General features: G+C 60.5%; 14 protein-coding genes and 1 pseudogene. 9 read left to right on the forward strand and 6 right to left on the reverse strand.

Annotated elements, in window-relative coordinates:
- Window positions 1-83: 83 nt before the first annotated feature.
- Window positions 84-518: a carboxymuconolactone decarboxylase family protein gene (locus tag DRB87_RS00115; RefSeq protein ID WP_130024398.1), complete on the reverse strand. Its 435-nt coding sequence runs from the start codon at window positions 516-518 to the stop codon at window positions 84-86.
- 54 nt (window positions 519-572) lie between these two features.
- Entirely contained in the window at window positions 573-1,004 is a 432-nt protein-coding gene (locus DRB87_RS00120) for a GNAT family N-acetyltransferase (protein WP_130027630.1), read from the reverse strand.
- Window positions 1,005-1,109: 105 nt separating this feature from the next.
- Here DRB87_RS00120 and DRB87_RS00125 point away from each other — a divergent pair, with 105 nt between their 5' ends.
- From DRB87_RS00125 to DRB87_RS00160, 8 genes and pseudogenes are all read left to right on the forward strand, one after another.
- Entirely contained in the window at window positions 1,110-2,534 is a 1,425-nt protein-coding gene (locus DRB87_RS00125; RefSeq protein WP_130024399.1) for a PLP-dependent aminotransferase family protein, read from the forward strand.
- Window positions 2,535-2,555: 21 nt separating this feature from the next.
- Window positions 2,556-2,831, forward strand: a pseudogene (locus tag DRB87_RS00130) (LysR substrate-binding domain-containing protein); the annotation flags it as partial.
- Between the two features lie 335 nt (window positions 2,832-3,166).
- On the forward strand, window positions 3,167-4,108 hold the full coding sequence (locus DRB87_RS00135; protein ID WP_130024400.1) for a LysR family transcriptional regulator: 942 nt from the start codon (window positions 3,167-3,169) through the stop codon (window positions 4,106-4,108).
- 160 nt (window positions 4,109-4,268) lie between these two features.
- On the forward strand, window positions 4,269-5,546 hold the full coding sequence (locus DRB87_RS00140; RefSeq protein WP_130024401.1) for an aconitase/3-isopropylmalate dehydratase large subunit family protein: 1,278 nt from the start codon (window positions 4,269-4,271) through the stop codon (window positions 5,544-5,546).
- Window positions 5,547-5,588: 42 nt separating this feature from the next.
- Window positions 5,589-6,110, forward strand: coding sequence for an alpha-IPM isomerase (locus DRB87_RS00145; RefSeq protein WP_130024402.1), 522 nt, complete (start codon window positions 5,589-5,591; stop codon window positions 6,108-6,110).
- 46 nt (window positions 6,111-6,156) lie between these two features.
- Window positions 6,157-6,837: an RraA family protein gene (locus DRB87_RS00150; protein WP_130024403.1), complete on the forward strand. Its 681-nt coding sequence runs from the start codon at window positions 6,157-6,159 to the stop codon at window positions 6,835-6,837.
- A 49-nt stretch (window positions 6,838-6,886) separates the two neighbouring features.
- Window positions 6,887-8,089, forward strand: coding sequence for an aminotransferase class I/II-fold pyridoxal phosphate-dependent enzyme (locus DRB87_RS00155; protein WP_130024404.1), 1,203 nt, complete (start codon window positions 6,887-6,889; stop codon window positions 8,087-8,089).
- 83 nt (window positions 8,090-8,172) lie between these two features.
- Window positions 8,173-9,075, forward strand: a complete 903-nt coding sequence (locus tag DRB87_RS00160; RefSeq protein WP_130024405.1) for a glutamate/aspartate ABC transporter substrate-binding protein — start codon at window positions 8,173-8,175, stop codon at window positions 9,073-9,075.
- Between the two features lie 283 nt (window positions 9,076-9,358).
- Here DRB87_RS00160 and DRB87_RS00165 read toward each other — a convergent pair whose 3' ends face one another.
- Window positions 9,359-10,222 (reverse strand): alpha/beta fold hydrolase, encoded by an 864-nt coding sequence (locus DRB87_RS00165; RefSeq protein WP_130024406.1) that lies wholly within the window; start codon window positions 10,220-10,222, stop codon window positions 9,359-9,361.
- Between the two features lie 122 nt (window positions 10,223-10,344).
- On the opposite strand from DRB87_RS00165, the gene DRB87_RS00170 reads away from it, so the two are divergent.
- Entirely contained in the window at window positions 10,345-11,196 is an 852-nt protein-coding gene (locus tag DRB87_RS00170) for a LysR substrate-binding domain-containing protein (protein ID WP_174966511.1), read from the forward strand.
- 246 nt (window positions 11,197-11,442) lie between these two features.
- Here DRB87_RS00170 and DRB87_RS00175 read toward each other — a convergent pair whose 3' ends face one another.
- The 3 genes from DRB87_RS00175 to DRB87_RS23340 all read right to left on the reverse strand — a co-directional run bounded on the left by DRB87_RS00175 (window position 11,443) and on the right by DRB87_RS23340 (window position 13,389).
- Window positions 11,443-12,006 carry a cytochrome c gene (locus tag DRB87_RS00175; RefSeq protein WP_240756350.1) on the reverse strand — a complete coding sequence of 188 codons (564 nt, stop codon included), beginning with the start codon at window positions 12,004-12,006 and terminating at the stop codon, window positions 11,443-11,445.
- A 91-nt stretch (window positions 12,007-12,097) separates the two neighbouring features.
- Complete coding sequence (locus tag DRB87_RS23335; RefSeq protein ID WP_240756119.1) at window positions 12,098-12,625, reverse strand: hypothetical protein; 528 nt, start codon at window positions 12,623-12,625, stop codon at window positions 12,098-12,100.
- A 77-nt stretch (window positions 12,626-12,702) separates the two neighbouring features.
- Window positions 12,703-13,389 (reverse strand): hypothetical protein, encoded by a 687-nt coding sequence (locus DRB87_RS23340; RefSeq protein WP_240756120.1) that lies wholly within the window; start codon window positions 13,387-13,389, stop codon window positions 12,703-12,705.
- Window positions 13,390-13,411 lie beyond the last annotated feature (22 nt).

Here is a 13,411-nt window from a genome sequence, read left to right on the forward strand (position 1 = left end):
TTCCTCGACGCTTAGCGTAGGCGGCGAAGTCCCGATATCACCTCTGGAACATTCCAGATGGCTCTTCCAAGGGCTGTGTGCCGTTATTGCCGCATCCCGACCGCCAGTCGGTTGAATGCGCTCATCAACGCAATGGCAAAGCACAGGTCCGAAATTTCGACATCGCTGAAATGCGCCTTGAGTGGCTCGTAATCCTCGTCAGGTGCATGCGTCTGGTCCACATGTGTCAGCGCCTCCGTCCAGGCCAGTGCGGCGCGCTCCCGTTCGGTGAAATGCTCGCCCACACGCCATCCGGCGAGGCTGTCCAGCTTGGCATCCGGCACGCCACCGGCACGTAGTGCCTTTGCATGCATTTCCAAGCAGAAAGCGCAGCCGTTGATTTGCGACATCCGCAGCCAGACCAACTCGATCAGCTCCTTGCCGAGGCTGCTCTTCTCCAGAGCGACTTTCGTAGCACCGAACCCACGGTAGGCTTCGGGAGAGAGCGTGTGATAAGGCAAACGTTTCGGGATACTCATAAAAAAACTCCTATAAAAAAGTTAGAGCGCAATCGCGTTCGTTACTTGGGCGAATTACAGCGGTTGGCGGAAATGCATCCCCACGGCCAAAAGGCCTTGACGGAAATAAAATCGTTGCCCAAAGGAATTTCCCAAGGCGGTATCCAGAACGAAATTCGCACAACCTTGTTTTTTTGCTTCGTCGCGCAACGTATTGATCAGTTTTCCACCAAGGCCTTCGCCGCGGGCGTCGGAAGTTATCACCAAATCGTCGACGTAGAGAAATCGTCCATACAGCAGATTCTCGTAGATGCGATAGCCGGCCAAACCTTTGACTTGTTCGTTCTGCCATGCAGCCAGCAGACGATATCCGTGTTCAGCCTGACGACGCACTTGCGCGGCAAATGTAGCGGTATCGGTCAAATGAGGGCGCAATTCGCGCATGACGTTAAAGCACGCCTGGCAATCCTGGTCACCGTCGACATGCCTCAATTGCAAGGTGTTCATATGGATATTCCTTATGTGAAGTCCTTGTTGAATAGCCAGTACTTTAGGAAAATTATGGCCTACCGAATAGGTGTAAGAATTGAATAATTTCATGGGGCATTTCGTATGGACTCGCAGCACCTGAGACCGAGCCAAGAGCGCGATGCGCCGATCTATCTGCAGTTGTATCGGCGCTACCGAGAGGCGATTGCTAGCGGCAAGCTCCGTCCCGGAGATCGCGTGCCGTCCGTGCGTAGCCTTGCCAGCGAGCTGAACCTGGCGCGTGGCACCGTCGAATTGGCCTATCAGATGTTGGCGAACGAAGGCTATTTCGTAGCGCGCGGCGCTGCCGGAACAGTCGTGTCCCCCCGGCTTGGGAGCATGGCTGAACCAAGTCACGCCAAGGTGTCAGTGCCGCTTGTCTCAGCGTCGCCTCGCCCTCAGGCTGCATTTAGTGAAGCGCTCCCGTTTCAACTCGGCTTGCCGGCATTAGATGCATTCCCGCGAAAGGCCTGGTCGCGTCTAGCTGGACGAAGCCTGCGGGCTCTGGAGACGATGGCTATGACCTATCCCGATCCAGGGGGGTATGAACCCCTACGTCGCGCCATTGCCGCCTATTTGGGCATCTCACGCGGCATTACATGTTCACATGAGCAGGTGTTCGTGACGACGGGTTATCGAGGAGCACTGGAAGTAGTGTGCCACGCGCTGTTGAAGGCCGGAGACTTGGGCTGGTACGAGGAGCCAGGATATATCTTCGCCCGACAGTTCTTGGAGCGCGCAGGAATGCGCTTAGAGCCTGTGCCGGTCGATGAGGAAGGTTTGAACGTGAGAATCGGTCAACGACGTGCGGCTCATGCGCGTTTCGTCGTGGTTACTCCTACGCACCAAAGTCCGATGGGCGTTGCCTTGTCGTTGCCGCGGCGACTGGAACTTCTAGAATGGGCGAGCCGTAGCGAAGCATGGATTATCGAGGACGATTACGACAGCGAGTTCCGTTATCACGGTCGCCCCTTGCCGGCGTTGAAAAGTCTGGATCGTGATGGGCGGGTAATTTATACCGGTACTTTTAGCAAAGTTCTGTTCCCTGGCTTACGGCTAGGCTATCTGGTTGTACCCGCATCTCAAGTTGGCAGGTTTAGAGATACTGTGAACCACTGTCCCGGCCCTGGCTCAATTCTTCTCCAGGCCATGGTGGCAGATTTTATGGAACAGGGGCACTTTGGCAGGCACCTACGTAAAATGCGAACCTTGTATGCGACCCGCCGCAGCTATTTGGTTGATGCAGTGAGTCAGACGATGGGAGAACTCTTGCATATCCAGTCCCAAGCAGGCGGCATCCATGTTTTGGCTAGCCTGAATACCGGGCAGGATGACCGGATATTGGCGGAGGCTGCTCAAGCTAAAGGGCTCGCCATTCAGGCACTGAGCAACTGGCGGATGCGCAAGTCACCGCAACAAGGTTTGTTGATGGGGTTCGCCAACTTCGAAACAGCTGAAGAAGCTGTGGCGTCCGTCCGACGCCTCAAGGTGGTATTGGCCAAGCACTAATCTCAGGCCCGCGACCGAGGCGATGTCCTGCCGACCGGCCCGCTGCGGGTGACCAATTCCGATGCGCTCCTGCCGATGCTGCTGGAGGGGCTCGGCATCGCAGAGCTGCCGGAGTTCATCGCGGGCGAATATCTGAGCGACGGACGGCTCGATGCGATCCTCACCGACTGGTCGTTGACGAAGGGCGGCCTGTATTTCGTGACGCCGTCGACGAGGGCACGGCCGGCGAAGGTGAGCGCGTTGTCGGACTACTTTGCCGAGCACCTGAGCGAACCGACCTGGCGATGGCCGAAGTAACACATTTCATCAGCCCGCCACGTCATTGCAATAGCGCAACGACACGTTTCAATCACTTCTTCTTTAATCCGAATTTGGCCGAGCGGATCAGTCCCTGCCGTCAATCTGTAGGGAACCACGGGCTTTGTGACCAAGCAGCCGTGAAACGGGTATCTCGACAAGTCGGCAGTGGACGACGACGAGCCGGACCGTATGTGATCGTGTGGTGAGCGTCGCAGTAGGTGACGCCGCGACGGTTTGCGTATCATGACGCGATAACTTCACGGGATTGCCCGAGATTGCGCTGCCGCGCGCGTTGCGCAATTCGCCGTGACGCCTATCGCCGACGAACGATCATGATCACCTTCAAGCAAATCGAAGCGCTCTACTGGGCCAACAAGCTCGGCACCCACGCTGCGGCCGCCGAGCGGTTGCACACCACGCAGTCCGCCGTGTCGAAGCGCATTGCCGAGGTCGAGGAGTTTCTTGGGGCGACGTTGTTCGACCGCAGCGGCCGGACCATGCAGCTCACGGCGAAAGGGCGCGAGGTGCTCGAACTGGGCGAAGAGATCCTGCAACTGCGCGACCGTCTGCTGGAGCGCATGGGCAAGCCGGTGGACGTGGTGCGCCGGTATCGCATCGGTGTCACGGAGCTGATCGGCCTGACATGGTTGCCGAAGCTGGTGCAGGAGATGCGCGAAACGTATCCGCTCGTCTCCATCGAGCCGGAGATCGATCTGAGCACGGCGCTTACGGTGAAGTTGCAGCGCGCCGAAATCGATCTGGCGATCATTCCGCTCACGGCCACCGGTCCCGGTTTCACCGCCGTGCCGCTCGACACGATGGCGCTGCAATGGATGTGCAGCCCTTCGCTCGTCGACACGTCGCGCACGCTTGCCCTGAACGAAATCGCCCAACATCCGATCCTGATGCAGATCGACACCTCCGGCGTGGACGCCGTGTTCGATCGCTGGTTTCAGACCAAAGGGCTGGCGATTCGCCGCATGTACGCGGGCAACAGCCTGAATGCACTCAGTGCGCTCACCGTGGCCGGTTTCGGTGTGAGTTACTTGCCCGACCTGTATTTCGACGATCTGGTGCAGCAGGGGCTGCTCAAGCGCATGCCCGCGGACGAGCCGCTGCCGACCGTGCGGTACTACGCCGTCTATCGCAACGACGGTCCGGTGGCATTCAACGCCGATATCGCCTCGCTGGCGCAGCGCCTGTGCGATTTCCGCAAGCCGACCTTCCAGCCCGCGCAGCCTCCGTCGGCCCCTACCTCCCCCTCTGCGAGCTGACCCGGCGCGGCTTCCCGCCACTCTGCGCGCGAAGCGTGAAAATTTTTCCGGCTTGAAGACGCCTTTTATTCGCTAGTTTCAAAACGGCGTCATCCCCATACTTGTCTGCAAGAGACGCACGAAGCATACGTGCGGCAAACGAGTCGCAAGGAGTGGGGACATGGCAGGTCAGACGCTTTCCGAAAAGTTGCTTTCCCGTAAAGCGGGCCGGACGGTGCGCGCCGGCGAGATTGCCATCTGCACGGTCGACTTCGCGCTGGGCACGGACGCGTCCGTGCCGATGGCGCTCGATTATTTCGACGCCATGGGCGGCACCGCGCCGCTGCGCCCCGAACAACTGATCTTCGCGTTCGATCACTACGCGCCCGCGCCGTCGGCGAAATCCGCACTGTTGCAGGCGCGCATCCGCCGCTTCGCCTCGGCGCACGACGTGAAGGTCTTTGACGTCGGGGCAGGCATCGGCCATCAGCTCATGGTCGAACATGGCTACGCGCGACCAGGCCGCCTGCTCGTCGGCGCCGACAGCCACTCGGTCATGTACGGCGCGACCGGTTGCTTTGCCACCGGCATCGGATCGTCCGATCTGGCAGGCGTCATGATGTCGGGCAAGGTCTGGCTCAAGGTGCCCGAGAGCATTCGCGTCGAATTGACCGGCGCACCCGGCGCAGGCGTGGGAGGCAAGGACATTGCACTCGCGCTGGCGCGGCGACTCGGCGCTGACGGTGCCGCTTATCAGACGCTCGAATTCCACGGCGACGGCATCGCTGCACTCGATTTCGACGACCGGCTCGTGATCGCGAACATGGTCATCGAAATGGGCGCGAAGAACGCCCTGTTTCCCGTCGATGACATCGCACGTGCCTATCTTGCGCAACGTCCGTGGCAAGGCGATCCGGACGAGTTGGAAGACCTGTTCGCCGATGACGACGCCGATTACGCCTCGCGGCTCATGCTCGATCTGTCGACGGTCGAGCCCAACGTGGCGCGCCCGCATCAGGTCGATAACGTGGTGACGGTGTCCGAACTCGGGCACACGCCGATCCATATGGCGTATCTCGGCACCTGCACGGGCGGACGCGTCAAGGACTTCCGCGAAGCCCTCGCGGTGCTGCGCGAGCACGGCGGCCCGGCCCCGGGCGTTCAGCTCGTGGTGACGCCCGCATCGCGTGAGGTCATGGAAGACCTCGTGCGTGGCGGCGAACTGGCAGATTTCCTCGCTTTCGGCGCGATTGTCGTCACGCCTGGCTGCGGCTCATGCTGTGGCACCGGTGGTGCGATCCCGGGCGACGGCATTAACGTGGTGTCGACCGCCAACCGCAATTTCAAGGGCCGCATGGGCAACGCCACCGCAAACATTTATCTGGCCTCGCCGCAGGTGTGCGCGGCCAGTGCAGTGGCCGGCTATCTCGTGGCGCCGTCGCAACTCGGCCATCGCTGAGCGAGTGACGTTCCCGTTCCCGAATCCAATACGCCATCGCTCATGAACGCTCAAGCCCAAACTCACGCCCAAACCCTTGAAGGTCGCGCCCGCTGTTTTGGCGACGACGTCAACACCGACTACATCATCTCCTCGCGCCGAAAGCGCGACTCGCTCGACCCGCAAGTGCTGCGTCAATACCTGTTCGAAACCACGCATCCCGAGTTCGCACAGAGCGTGCTGACAGGCGACGTAATCGTCGCGGGCAAGAACTTCGGTTGCGGCTCGGCCATGGAAGTTGCCGTGACGGCTGTCGTCGGGGCAGGCATTCGCGTGGTGCTGGCGCAGACCTTTGCGCGCACCTATTTCCGCAACGCCATCAACAACGGGTTGTACGCGATCGAATGCGACACGTCGCACATTCGTGAGGGCGATACGGTGCGCGTCGTCTTCGGCGAGCGCACGGAAGTCTGGATCAACGACGACGCCACCCCGTTGCCTGGCGCACAGATTGCGCCGGAGATTCTTCAGATTCTGAACGCCGGTGGGCTGGTGCCTTACCTGCGCGAACACCGCACGCTCTGACGGACGGCATCCACCCTACGTCTTTCCCATTTCCGAAGAGGTCACCATGAACGAACACCATCAGGCCGGATTCCGCGTGTTGCCGATGCCCGCACCGATCCCCGCCGACATTCTCGATGCCTACGCCAACATCGTCACGTCGCACATCAGCGACAGCATGCAGCGCATCTGCGGTGTGCAGGGGCTGCGTCCCTATCACGCAGGCAAGCGCCTCGTGGGGCGTGCGATTACGGCGAAAGTTCGGCCGGGCGACAACATGATGATTCACAAGGCCATGGACATGGCCGCGCCCGGCGACGTGATTGTCGTCGACGCCAGCGGCGACGTGACGCAGGCGCTGGTCGGCGAACTGATGCAGATCCACGCCGAAGTGCGCGGCATCGCCGGTTTCGTGATCGATGGCGCCGTGCGCGACATCGGCGCGTTCCGTGCGGCCGACTTTCCCTGCTACGCCCGTGGCAACACACACCGGGGACCTTTCAAAGAAGGCCCGGGCGAGGTCAACGTGCCGGTGAGCATCGGCGGGCTGGTCATCAACCCGGGGGATCTCATCGTCGGCGACGAAGACGGCGTCGTGGCCGTTCCTCCCGATCAGTGGACCTATGTGCTCGGCAAGGCGCGCGAGCAGGCCGCTCGCGAAGATCAACGCAAGATCGCCATCCGAGCGGGCAAGGACAAGCGCGAGTGGATCGACGAACGTCTGCGCAAGCTCGGCGTGATCGCCTGATCGCTGTCCCCCGCTTCCCTGCCTCTCATTTCTACGGAATCGAAACATCATGAGTTTGTTGGCTACCCGCATGGGCCGCATCAAGCCGTCGCCCAGTTCGATGGCGACGGGACGCGTCAAGGCGCTGCGCGCGCAAGGCCGGAACATCATCGGCCTGACCGCCGGCGAGCCTGACTTCGACACGCCAGACCACATTATCGAAGCCGCTTACGCCGCCATGAAGGCGGGCAAGACGCGCTACACCGTCGTCGACGGCACGCCGGAGCTCAAGCAGGCCATCTGCGAGAAATTCCGCCGCGAGAACGGACTCGACTACGGCGTCGATCAGGTGACGGTTGCCAATGGCGGCAAGCAGATCATCTTCAACGCGCTCACGAGCACGGTGGACGACGGGGACGAAGTCATCATCGCCGCACCTTACTGGGTGTCGTATCCCGACATGACGCTGCTTAATGGCGGCACGCCGGTCATCGTCGATTGCCTCGCCGAGAACGGCTACAAGCTCACCGCCGCGCAACTGGAAAGCGCGATTACGCCGCGCACCAAGTGGCTCATCCTGAATTCGCCGTGCAACCCGACGGGTGCGACCTACACGCGTGAGGAACTGCAACGGCTGGGCGACGTGGTCGCTCGCCATCCGAACGTGATGGTGCTCACGGACGACATTTACGAGTACCTCGTCTACGACGACGAGGCGTTCGTGACGTTTGCACAGGTCAACCCGCATCTGCTCGATCGCACGCTTACCGTGAACGGCGTTTCGAAGGCGTATGCGATGACCGGATGGCGCATCGGTTTCGCAGGCGGCCCGCGCGATCTCATCAAGGCGATTGCGAAGTTGCAGTCGCAGAGCACCAGCAGCCCATCGGCGATCAGTCAGGCAGGCGCGCTCGCCGCGATGACCGGCACGCGCGACTTCCTCGTCGACTGGAAGGCACAGTACACGGCGCGCCGCGATCTGGTCGTTGATCAGCTCAATGCGGTGGAGGGATTGCACTGCGCGAAGCCGGTCGGGGCGTTCTACGCCTACCCGTCGTGCGCGGGCGTGATCGGCAAGACCACGCCGGAAGGGAAGGTCATCACCAACGACACCGACTTCATTCTGTACCTGCTCGATACGCAGGACGTGGCCGTGATTCAGGGCGAGGCATTCGGCATATCGCCGTCGTTCCGGCTCTCGTTTGCCACGTCGATGGAGAACCTGCGCGAGGCGTGCACACGCATCGCACGCGCGTGCGCCGCATTGAAGTGATGCGGTGACGCGCATTCCGGCCGGCGAATCCGTCGGTCCATAACCATAAGTGACCGCTGTCGAAGGCGGGTGGAGACGAGACGATGAAATTCACGAACTACGGGGTTGTGTTGTTGGCGTTGATGGGCAGCGTGGCGAATACCCAGGCCGCCACGCCGCTCACCGGGTCGCTTAAGACGATCAAGGAAAACAATGTGATCGTGCTGGGCAACCGGGAGTCGTCAGTGCCGTATTCGTACTACGACAACGGTCAGAAGGTGATCGGTTATTCGCAGGACATTGCCATGCGGATCGTCGACGAGATCCGGAAGGAAATCGACGCGCCCAATCTGCAAGTACGAATGATGCCGATTACGGCGCAGAACCGCATTGCACTGGTGCAGAACGGCACCATCAACTTCGAATGCGGCGGTACCACAAACAATGCGGAGCGCCGCAAGCAGGTCGAGTTCTCGAACACCATCTCGATCACGGAAACGCGTCTGCTCACGAAGAAAAGCTCGGGGATCAAGTCGTTCAACGATATCAACGGCAAGACGATCGCGGTGACCGCGGGCACCACGTCGGAGCGCTATCTGCGCAAGCGCATCGCGGATAACAAGCTGAACGTGGCGATCGTGGCGGCCGTAGATCACGCGCAGGGCTTCATGATGGTGCAGCAAGGCCGGGCGGCGGCGTTCTTCATGGACTCGGACGTTCTGTCGGCCGAACTGGCGAAGGCGAACAAGTCCGACGAGTACATCGTTACCGGCGAGCCGCAGACGTTCGAGGCCATCGCCTGCATGCTGCCGAAGAACGACCCCGCGCTCAAGGCGATCGTCGACCGGACGATTGCCCGCATGCAGACGAGCGGCGACGCCTACAAGCTCTATCAGAAGTGGTTCATGTCGCCGATTCCGCCGCAGAACATCAACCTGAATCTGCCGCTCAGCCAGAAGCTCAAAGCAGTGTTCCAATCGCCCAACGATCAGTCGCTGGACGATTGACAATGAAGGAACCGGGGGCGCACGGGCGGGAAGCCGACGTATGCATAAGGAATGTGGGCAGACCGTCATATGCCCCGGGCGCGATCGTGCGCCACGGGTGTGATGACGAACGAGGGGGCTTGACTTCAAGGGTTGGACATCATGGGAAAGGGCTTGGCCGCGTGGTGGCGGCTCGCCGCTACGGTGGCGGCCGGCCTGTTGTAAGTCTACCCATTTCAGGTGTTGGGGGGCGCTTCAAATCCGGGGCGGTTCAGTGCCACTGTCAACAACCCATACAGAACCACTACCCAGCCAGTTGCACAAGCGCCCGATTAAACGCGCCAGGATTTGCGATGTTCATCCCATGCGAGGCACCCGCGATGGTTTGACGTTCAGCATGTCCGATCCACTCGTGAAGTTTCTCGACGGTGTTCCGGAACATGCGCGGGCTCTTCTGCCCATCGATCAACAGTGTTCGGCACTGAATTTCACGGGCCGCTTCACGGGTATAGGCGGGCAGCGGATCGCGCAACTGCTTTGGCAGCGTGACCGCATTGTCCAGCGCCATCCTGCGAAAGCTCTGGGTGCTCTTGCTCCAGAATCCCGGCAGGGTGACCGAGTCCACGAACAGGTTCAGGCCGGCGTCGAATTTGCCTTGCTCGATCAACTCGGCCGCCGTGGCTCTCAACAATTGCGTAGCGGGCGGCAATTTGCCGGTGTCCGCTTGCGGCGTCACCTGCAACGGGCCGCCGGGGTCGGCCAGCGTGAGCGTCTTCACGAGGTGGGGGTATTGGCGCGCCAGATGAAACGCCACGCAGCCCCCACGTGAATGGCCGACCAGATGTACGGCGCCAAGGCCCAACGCCTCGATGAACTCCGCCATCTCCACCACGTGCGCCTCCCAACTGAAGTCACCGTGCCCGAACGCGTGCGTTTCCGGCCAATAGTGACCCAGGCTCGGCGCGAAGCACCGGAAGTGCTCCGACAACGCGGCGAGCTGCGGATCCCAATAGCGGTAATCGCACAACGACCCATGCACAAAGACCATCGGCTCGCCGCTTCCGGCTTCCACGTAGGGCACCGAGGCGCCTGACGCAATGGCCGCAAAATTGGGTTGCGGCTGCACACCGGCAAGGGCCAGCGTCGTCAGGGGTGTGTGGGCATTCATGGTCAAGACTCCGTTTTCCCAAACTTTGCGCCAACGCGATGGAAAAGAAAATCGCATAATATTGATGCAATCTTTCAGTTTTTCTGATGCATCTACGCGAGGCAGTGCCCATGAGTACCGAGATGAAAGCCCTCGACGTTGGCGTGCTCACCATGATCGTCGCCGTGGCCGATACGGGCACGATCAGCCGAGCCGCCGATCTCGTGCACCGCTCGCAATCGGCGGTGAGCATGCAGATCAAGGCGCTGGAATCGGCGCTGGGCAAAGCGCTCTTCGTGCGTAAGCCGCGCAGCGTGGTACCGACGCAAGACGGCGAGGTGCTTCTGGCATACGCGCGGCGGATCATCGCGCTGCGCGACGAGGCCTGGGCGGCGGTCGTGCGGCCGGACGTGACGGGCCGCGTGGTGATCGGCGTACCGGACGATTACGCGTCGTCGCTCTTCCCGCCGATTCTCAAGAAATTCTCGGCGAGCTATCCCAAGGTCGAAATCCAGGTGATTGGCTTGCCCAGCGTTGCACTGGCGCCGATGCTGCGCGACGGTACGGTGGACCTCGTGTGCGCAACGCGGGTCAAAGGACTGACCGGCGAGTTCTTGCGGCACGAGCCGATGGTGTGGGCGGCCGCCCCGGGCGCGACCGACATTTGGCGAGAGCGGCCACTGCCCATCGCAGTGTTCTTGCCGGGAAGCGTCGCGCGCGAGAAGGCGATTCGGAGTCTGGAGCGCGCAAAGATCGCCTATCGAACGTCGTATGAGAGTCCGAGCCTGCTGGGCCTGCTGACGATGGCGCGCGCCGGCCTCGCCATTACGCCGCTAGCGCGATGTGCCGTGCCGTCTGATTTTACTTTGCTCGGGGCGGCGCATGGTCTGCCGGAGATTGGCACGCTCGAGATCGTGCTTGCGCGAAGTGTCACGTCCAACCGACAGCCCTGTGATTTTCTTGCGGAGCGCATCATCGCTGAACTGAATGCATGAGTGCGCTGCGATGCGTCTCGCCTGGCAGCTCAAACCGGAAGCCTCATTGAAACAGAGGCGACTTGTTCGCCGTATATCTCGACGACGTCTCCCCGGTTCGAGCGGCACTCGGCTTTAGCGTCCGCGGCACGCAACACTCCAAGGAATGACAAGATCCATTCGGAGGTGTTGCCATGATGCGCACGTTGGAAAAAACGTCGGTCGACTTCTTGGGGCGGCCACGAACGCCATATCGTCATAGCGCCATTACTGCGACTGCAGGTATGCCGCGACTGCCGTCGCTTGTACATCCGTCAACGTGTGCGCCACTGCGCTCATCATGGGTGCGTTGGCTCGCGTGCCGGCCTTGAACACCTCAATCTGCCGCAGCAGGTAGGCCTGATGCTGCCCGGCCAAGCGAGGGAATGTGCCGTTACCTTCGGCATGCGGGCCATGGCACGCCGCGCAGGCGGGCACCCCTTGCGCGGCAATGCCGTGCTCGAAGATGTCCTTGCCCATCGCCATCTGGTCGGGAGCGCCGGCAGCGCCTGGAGGCGCGTTTTGATGTCCGTAATACTCGGCTAATGCCGAAATTGTGCCGTCGTCCAATTGTGAGGCGATACCCCACATATACGCTCGGGCATCGCTCTCTCCCCGAGCATGATTCCGGAATCCCTTCAATTGGGCTTCAAGATACTGGGGCGTTTGTCCATCCAGTCGCGGAAACATGGGCGACTCGCTATGACCGGTCACGCCATGGCATGTGGCACACAGTTGGGCCGCCAGCTTCTCTGCGTTTTGCCCAAGGGCCGTTTGGCTGAGCCCGGCCATACAAACCGCGAGAATCGTCAACGACCATTCCCCGAGAGTAAAACGTTTGGCGCTCATGAGGACTCTCCCATTCGGATGGATGCAAGCGTGCTCAGAACATGAACCAGCCTAGCAAGTAAAGCGTATTGTTATCGCTGGCATTTCTACCGTTTCCGTCGTAGTTGAAACGCGCCCCGTTGAACTTGAGGAAAGCGGTGTACTGCACGGAGAATTTCACCTGTGGAACCGGCAGATAGTCGAGTTCAAAGATGACGCCCTGTGTATCGGGAAGCCCGTTAGCGCTTCCCGTCACCGGTGTAGGCCCATAAAGGCCTACATCGCGATTGCCAGTTGTCGAGAAGTAGGCCAATGCGCCACCGTACTTGCGCTGATAGATGTACGATGCCTTGGCCTTGATCGTATCTAGATGGTCGGCCGCATTGGCCGGCGTGGGGCCGGCACCGATACCGCCGCCGGGAAAGCTTGCGCGCCAATCTTGCAGTTCGTGAATCCACATGAACTGTAATGACACGGCGTGAGTCAGTGTCAGGAATTGATACTGCGTATCAATTGCATAATCACGGAAACGGTCGGTTGGGGTGCCAGGTAGCGTATTGTCGGGATACTTGTTGGCGGACAATCCCATCGCTCCAAGCATCCATGAGTGACCGCCCCACTCGCGATTGTAGGCAACCCGCCAGTACGGGGCCGCGCCACTCAGTCTCGCCACGCCACCAGGCGATGCGGTGTCCTGCCCGCGCGGAATAGGGAAAAAATCTGGTCAGCAGTTCGATAGGCGCCGAACTCTACGTAAATGCTTCGTTGCCAAAATGCATAGGCTGCCGCACCAACCACCTGCTGCGCGAGACTGCCATCGATTAGCGTCGATGCCAACGGTGACACCCCTACGCTGGACGATGCATAGGGAAAGCCGAAAGCCGGTGTACTGTTCCAGACATCGGAGACGGTCGGGTTATTGTTCATCGTAATACCGTAGATGAAGTCAACATCCGCCGCAGTGAAGTGACCGGCAGCTCGAATATCGGTGTTGTCGAGTGCGCTGTGATGGCCTATACCGTCATAGCTCCATTGCGCAAACGCGCCCACATGGTCGTATACGCGTCCCGCATAGAAGATACTGCCTTGCTGGACCGCAAGCCCCCGTTTCTGACGAAATCGTAGTTCGTTTGGTCGATAGTCTGCGTGTTGGTACGCGAAACCTGCAACATCGCCGAAAGCGGGACTGTGCCGTAGTTCGACAGCGTGTATCCCGTCATCTTGAAGTATCGCCCGAACGGTGTGAGTTCGGGAAAGCTGACGTGACACGCCACGCAGGACATGCCCGTCTGGCGTGCGAACGAGGGCACTGCATCCGCTGACCTGGAACATAGTGTCATTACGCATACGAGTACCCAGACGATTTGAG

This window comes from Pandoraea sp. XY-2 (genome assembly GCF_004193915.1).
Lineage (GTDB): Bacteria > Pseudomonadota > Gammaproteobacteria > Burkholderiales > Burkholderiaceae > Pandoraea > Pandoraea cepalis.

Coding starts and splice junctions, on each gene's coding strand:
- DRB87_RS00125 (WP_130024399.1), top strand. CDS start 1,110: ATGGACTCGCAGCACCTGAGACCGAGCCAAGAGCGCGATGCGCCGATC.
- DRB87_RS00160 (WP_130024405.1), top strand. CDS start 8,173: ATGAAATTCACGAACTACGGGGTTGTGTTGTTGGCGTTGATGGGCAGC.
- DRB87_RS00150 (WP_130024403.1), top strand. CDS start 6,157: ATGAACGAACACCATCAGGCCGGATTCCGCGTGTTGCCGATGCCCGCA.
- DRB87_RS00155 (WP_130024404.1), top strand. CDS start 6,887: ATGAGTTTGTTGGCTACCCGCATGGGCCGCATCAAGCCGTCGCCCAGT.
- DRB87_RS00165 (WP_130024406.1), bottom strand. CDS start 10,222: ATGAATGCCCACACACCCCTGACGACGCTGGCCCTTGCCGGTGTGCAG.
- DRB87_RS00135 (WP_130024400.1), top strand. CDS start 3,167: ATGATCACCTTCAAGCAAATCGAAGCGCTCTACTGGGCCAACAAGCTC.
- DRB87_RS00120 (WP_130027630.1), bottom strand. CDS start 1,004: ATGAACACCTTGCAATTGAGGCATGTCGACGGTGACCAGGATTGCCAG.
- DRB87_RS00115 (WP_130024398.1), bottom strand. CDS start 518: ATGAGTATCCCGAAACGTTTGCCTTATCACACGCTCTCTCCCGAAGCC.
- DRB87_RS00145 (WP_130024402.1), top strand. CDS start 5,589: ATGAACGCTCAAGCCCAAACTCACGCCCAAACCCTTGAAGGTCGCGCC.
- DRB87_RS00175 (WP_240756350.1), bottom strand. CDS start 12,006: ATGGCCGGGCTCAGCCAAACGGCCCTTGGGCAAAACGCAGAGAAGCTG.
- DRB87_RS23340 (WP_240756120.1), bottom strand. CDS start 13,389: ATGCGTAATGACACTATGTTCCAGGTCAGCGGATGCAGTGCCCTCGTT.
- DRB87_RS00140 (WP_130024401.1), top strand. CDS start 4,269: ATGGCAGGTCAGACGCTTTCCGAAAAGTTGCTTTCCCGTAAAGCGGGC.
- DRB87_RS00170 (WP_174966511.1), top strand. CDS start 10,345: ATGAAAGCCCTCGACGTTGGCGTGCTCACCATGATCGTCGCCGTGGCC.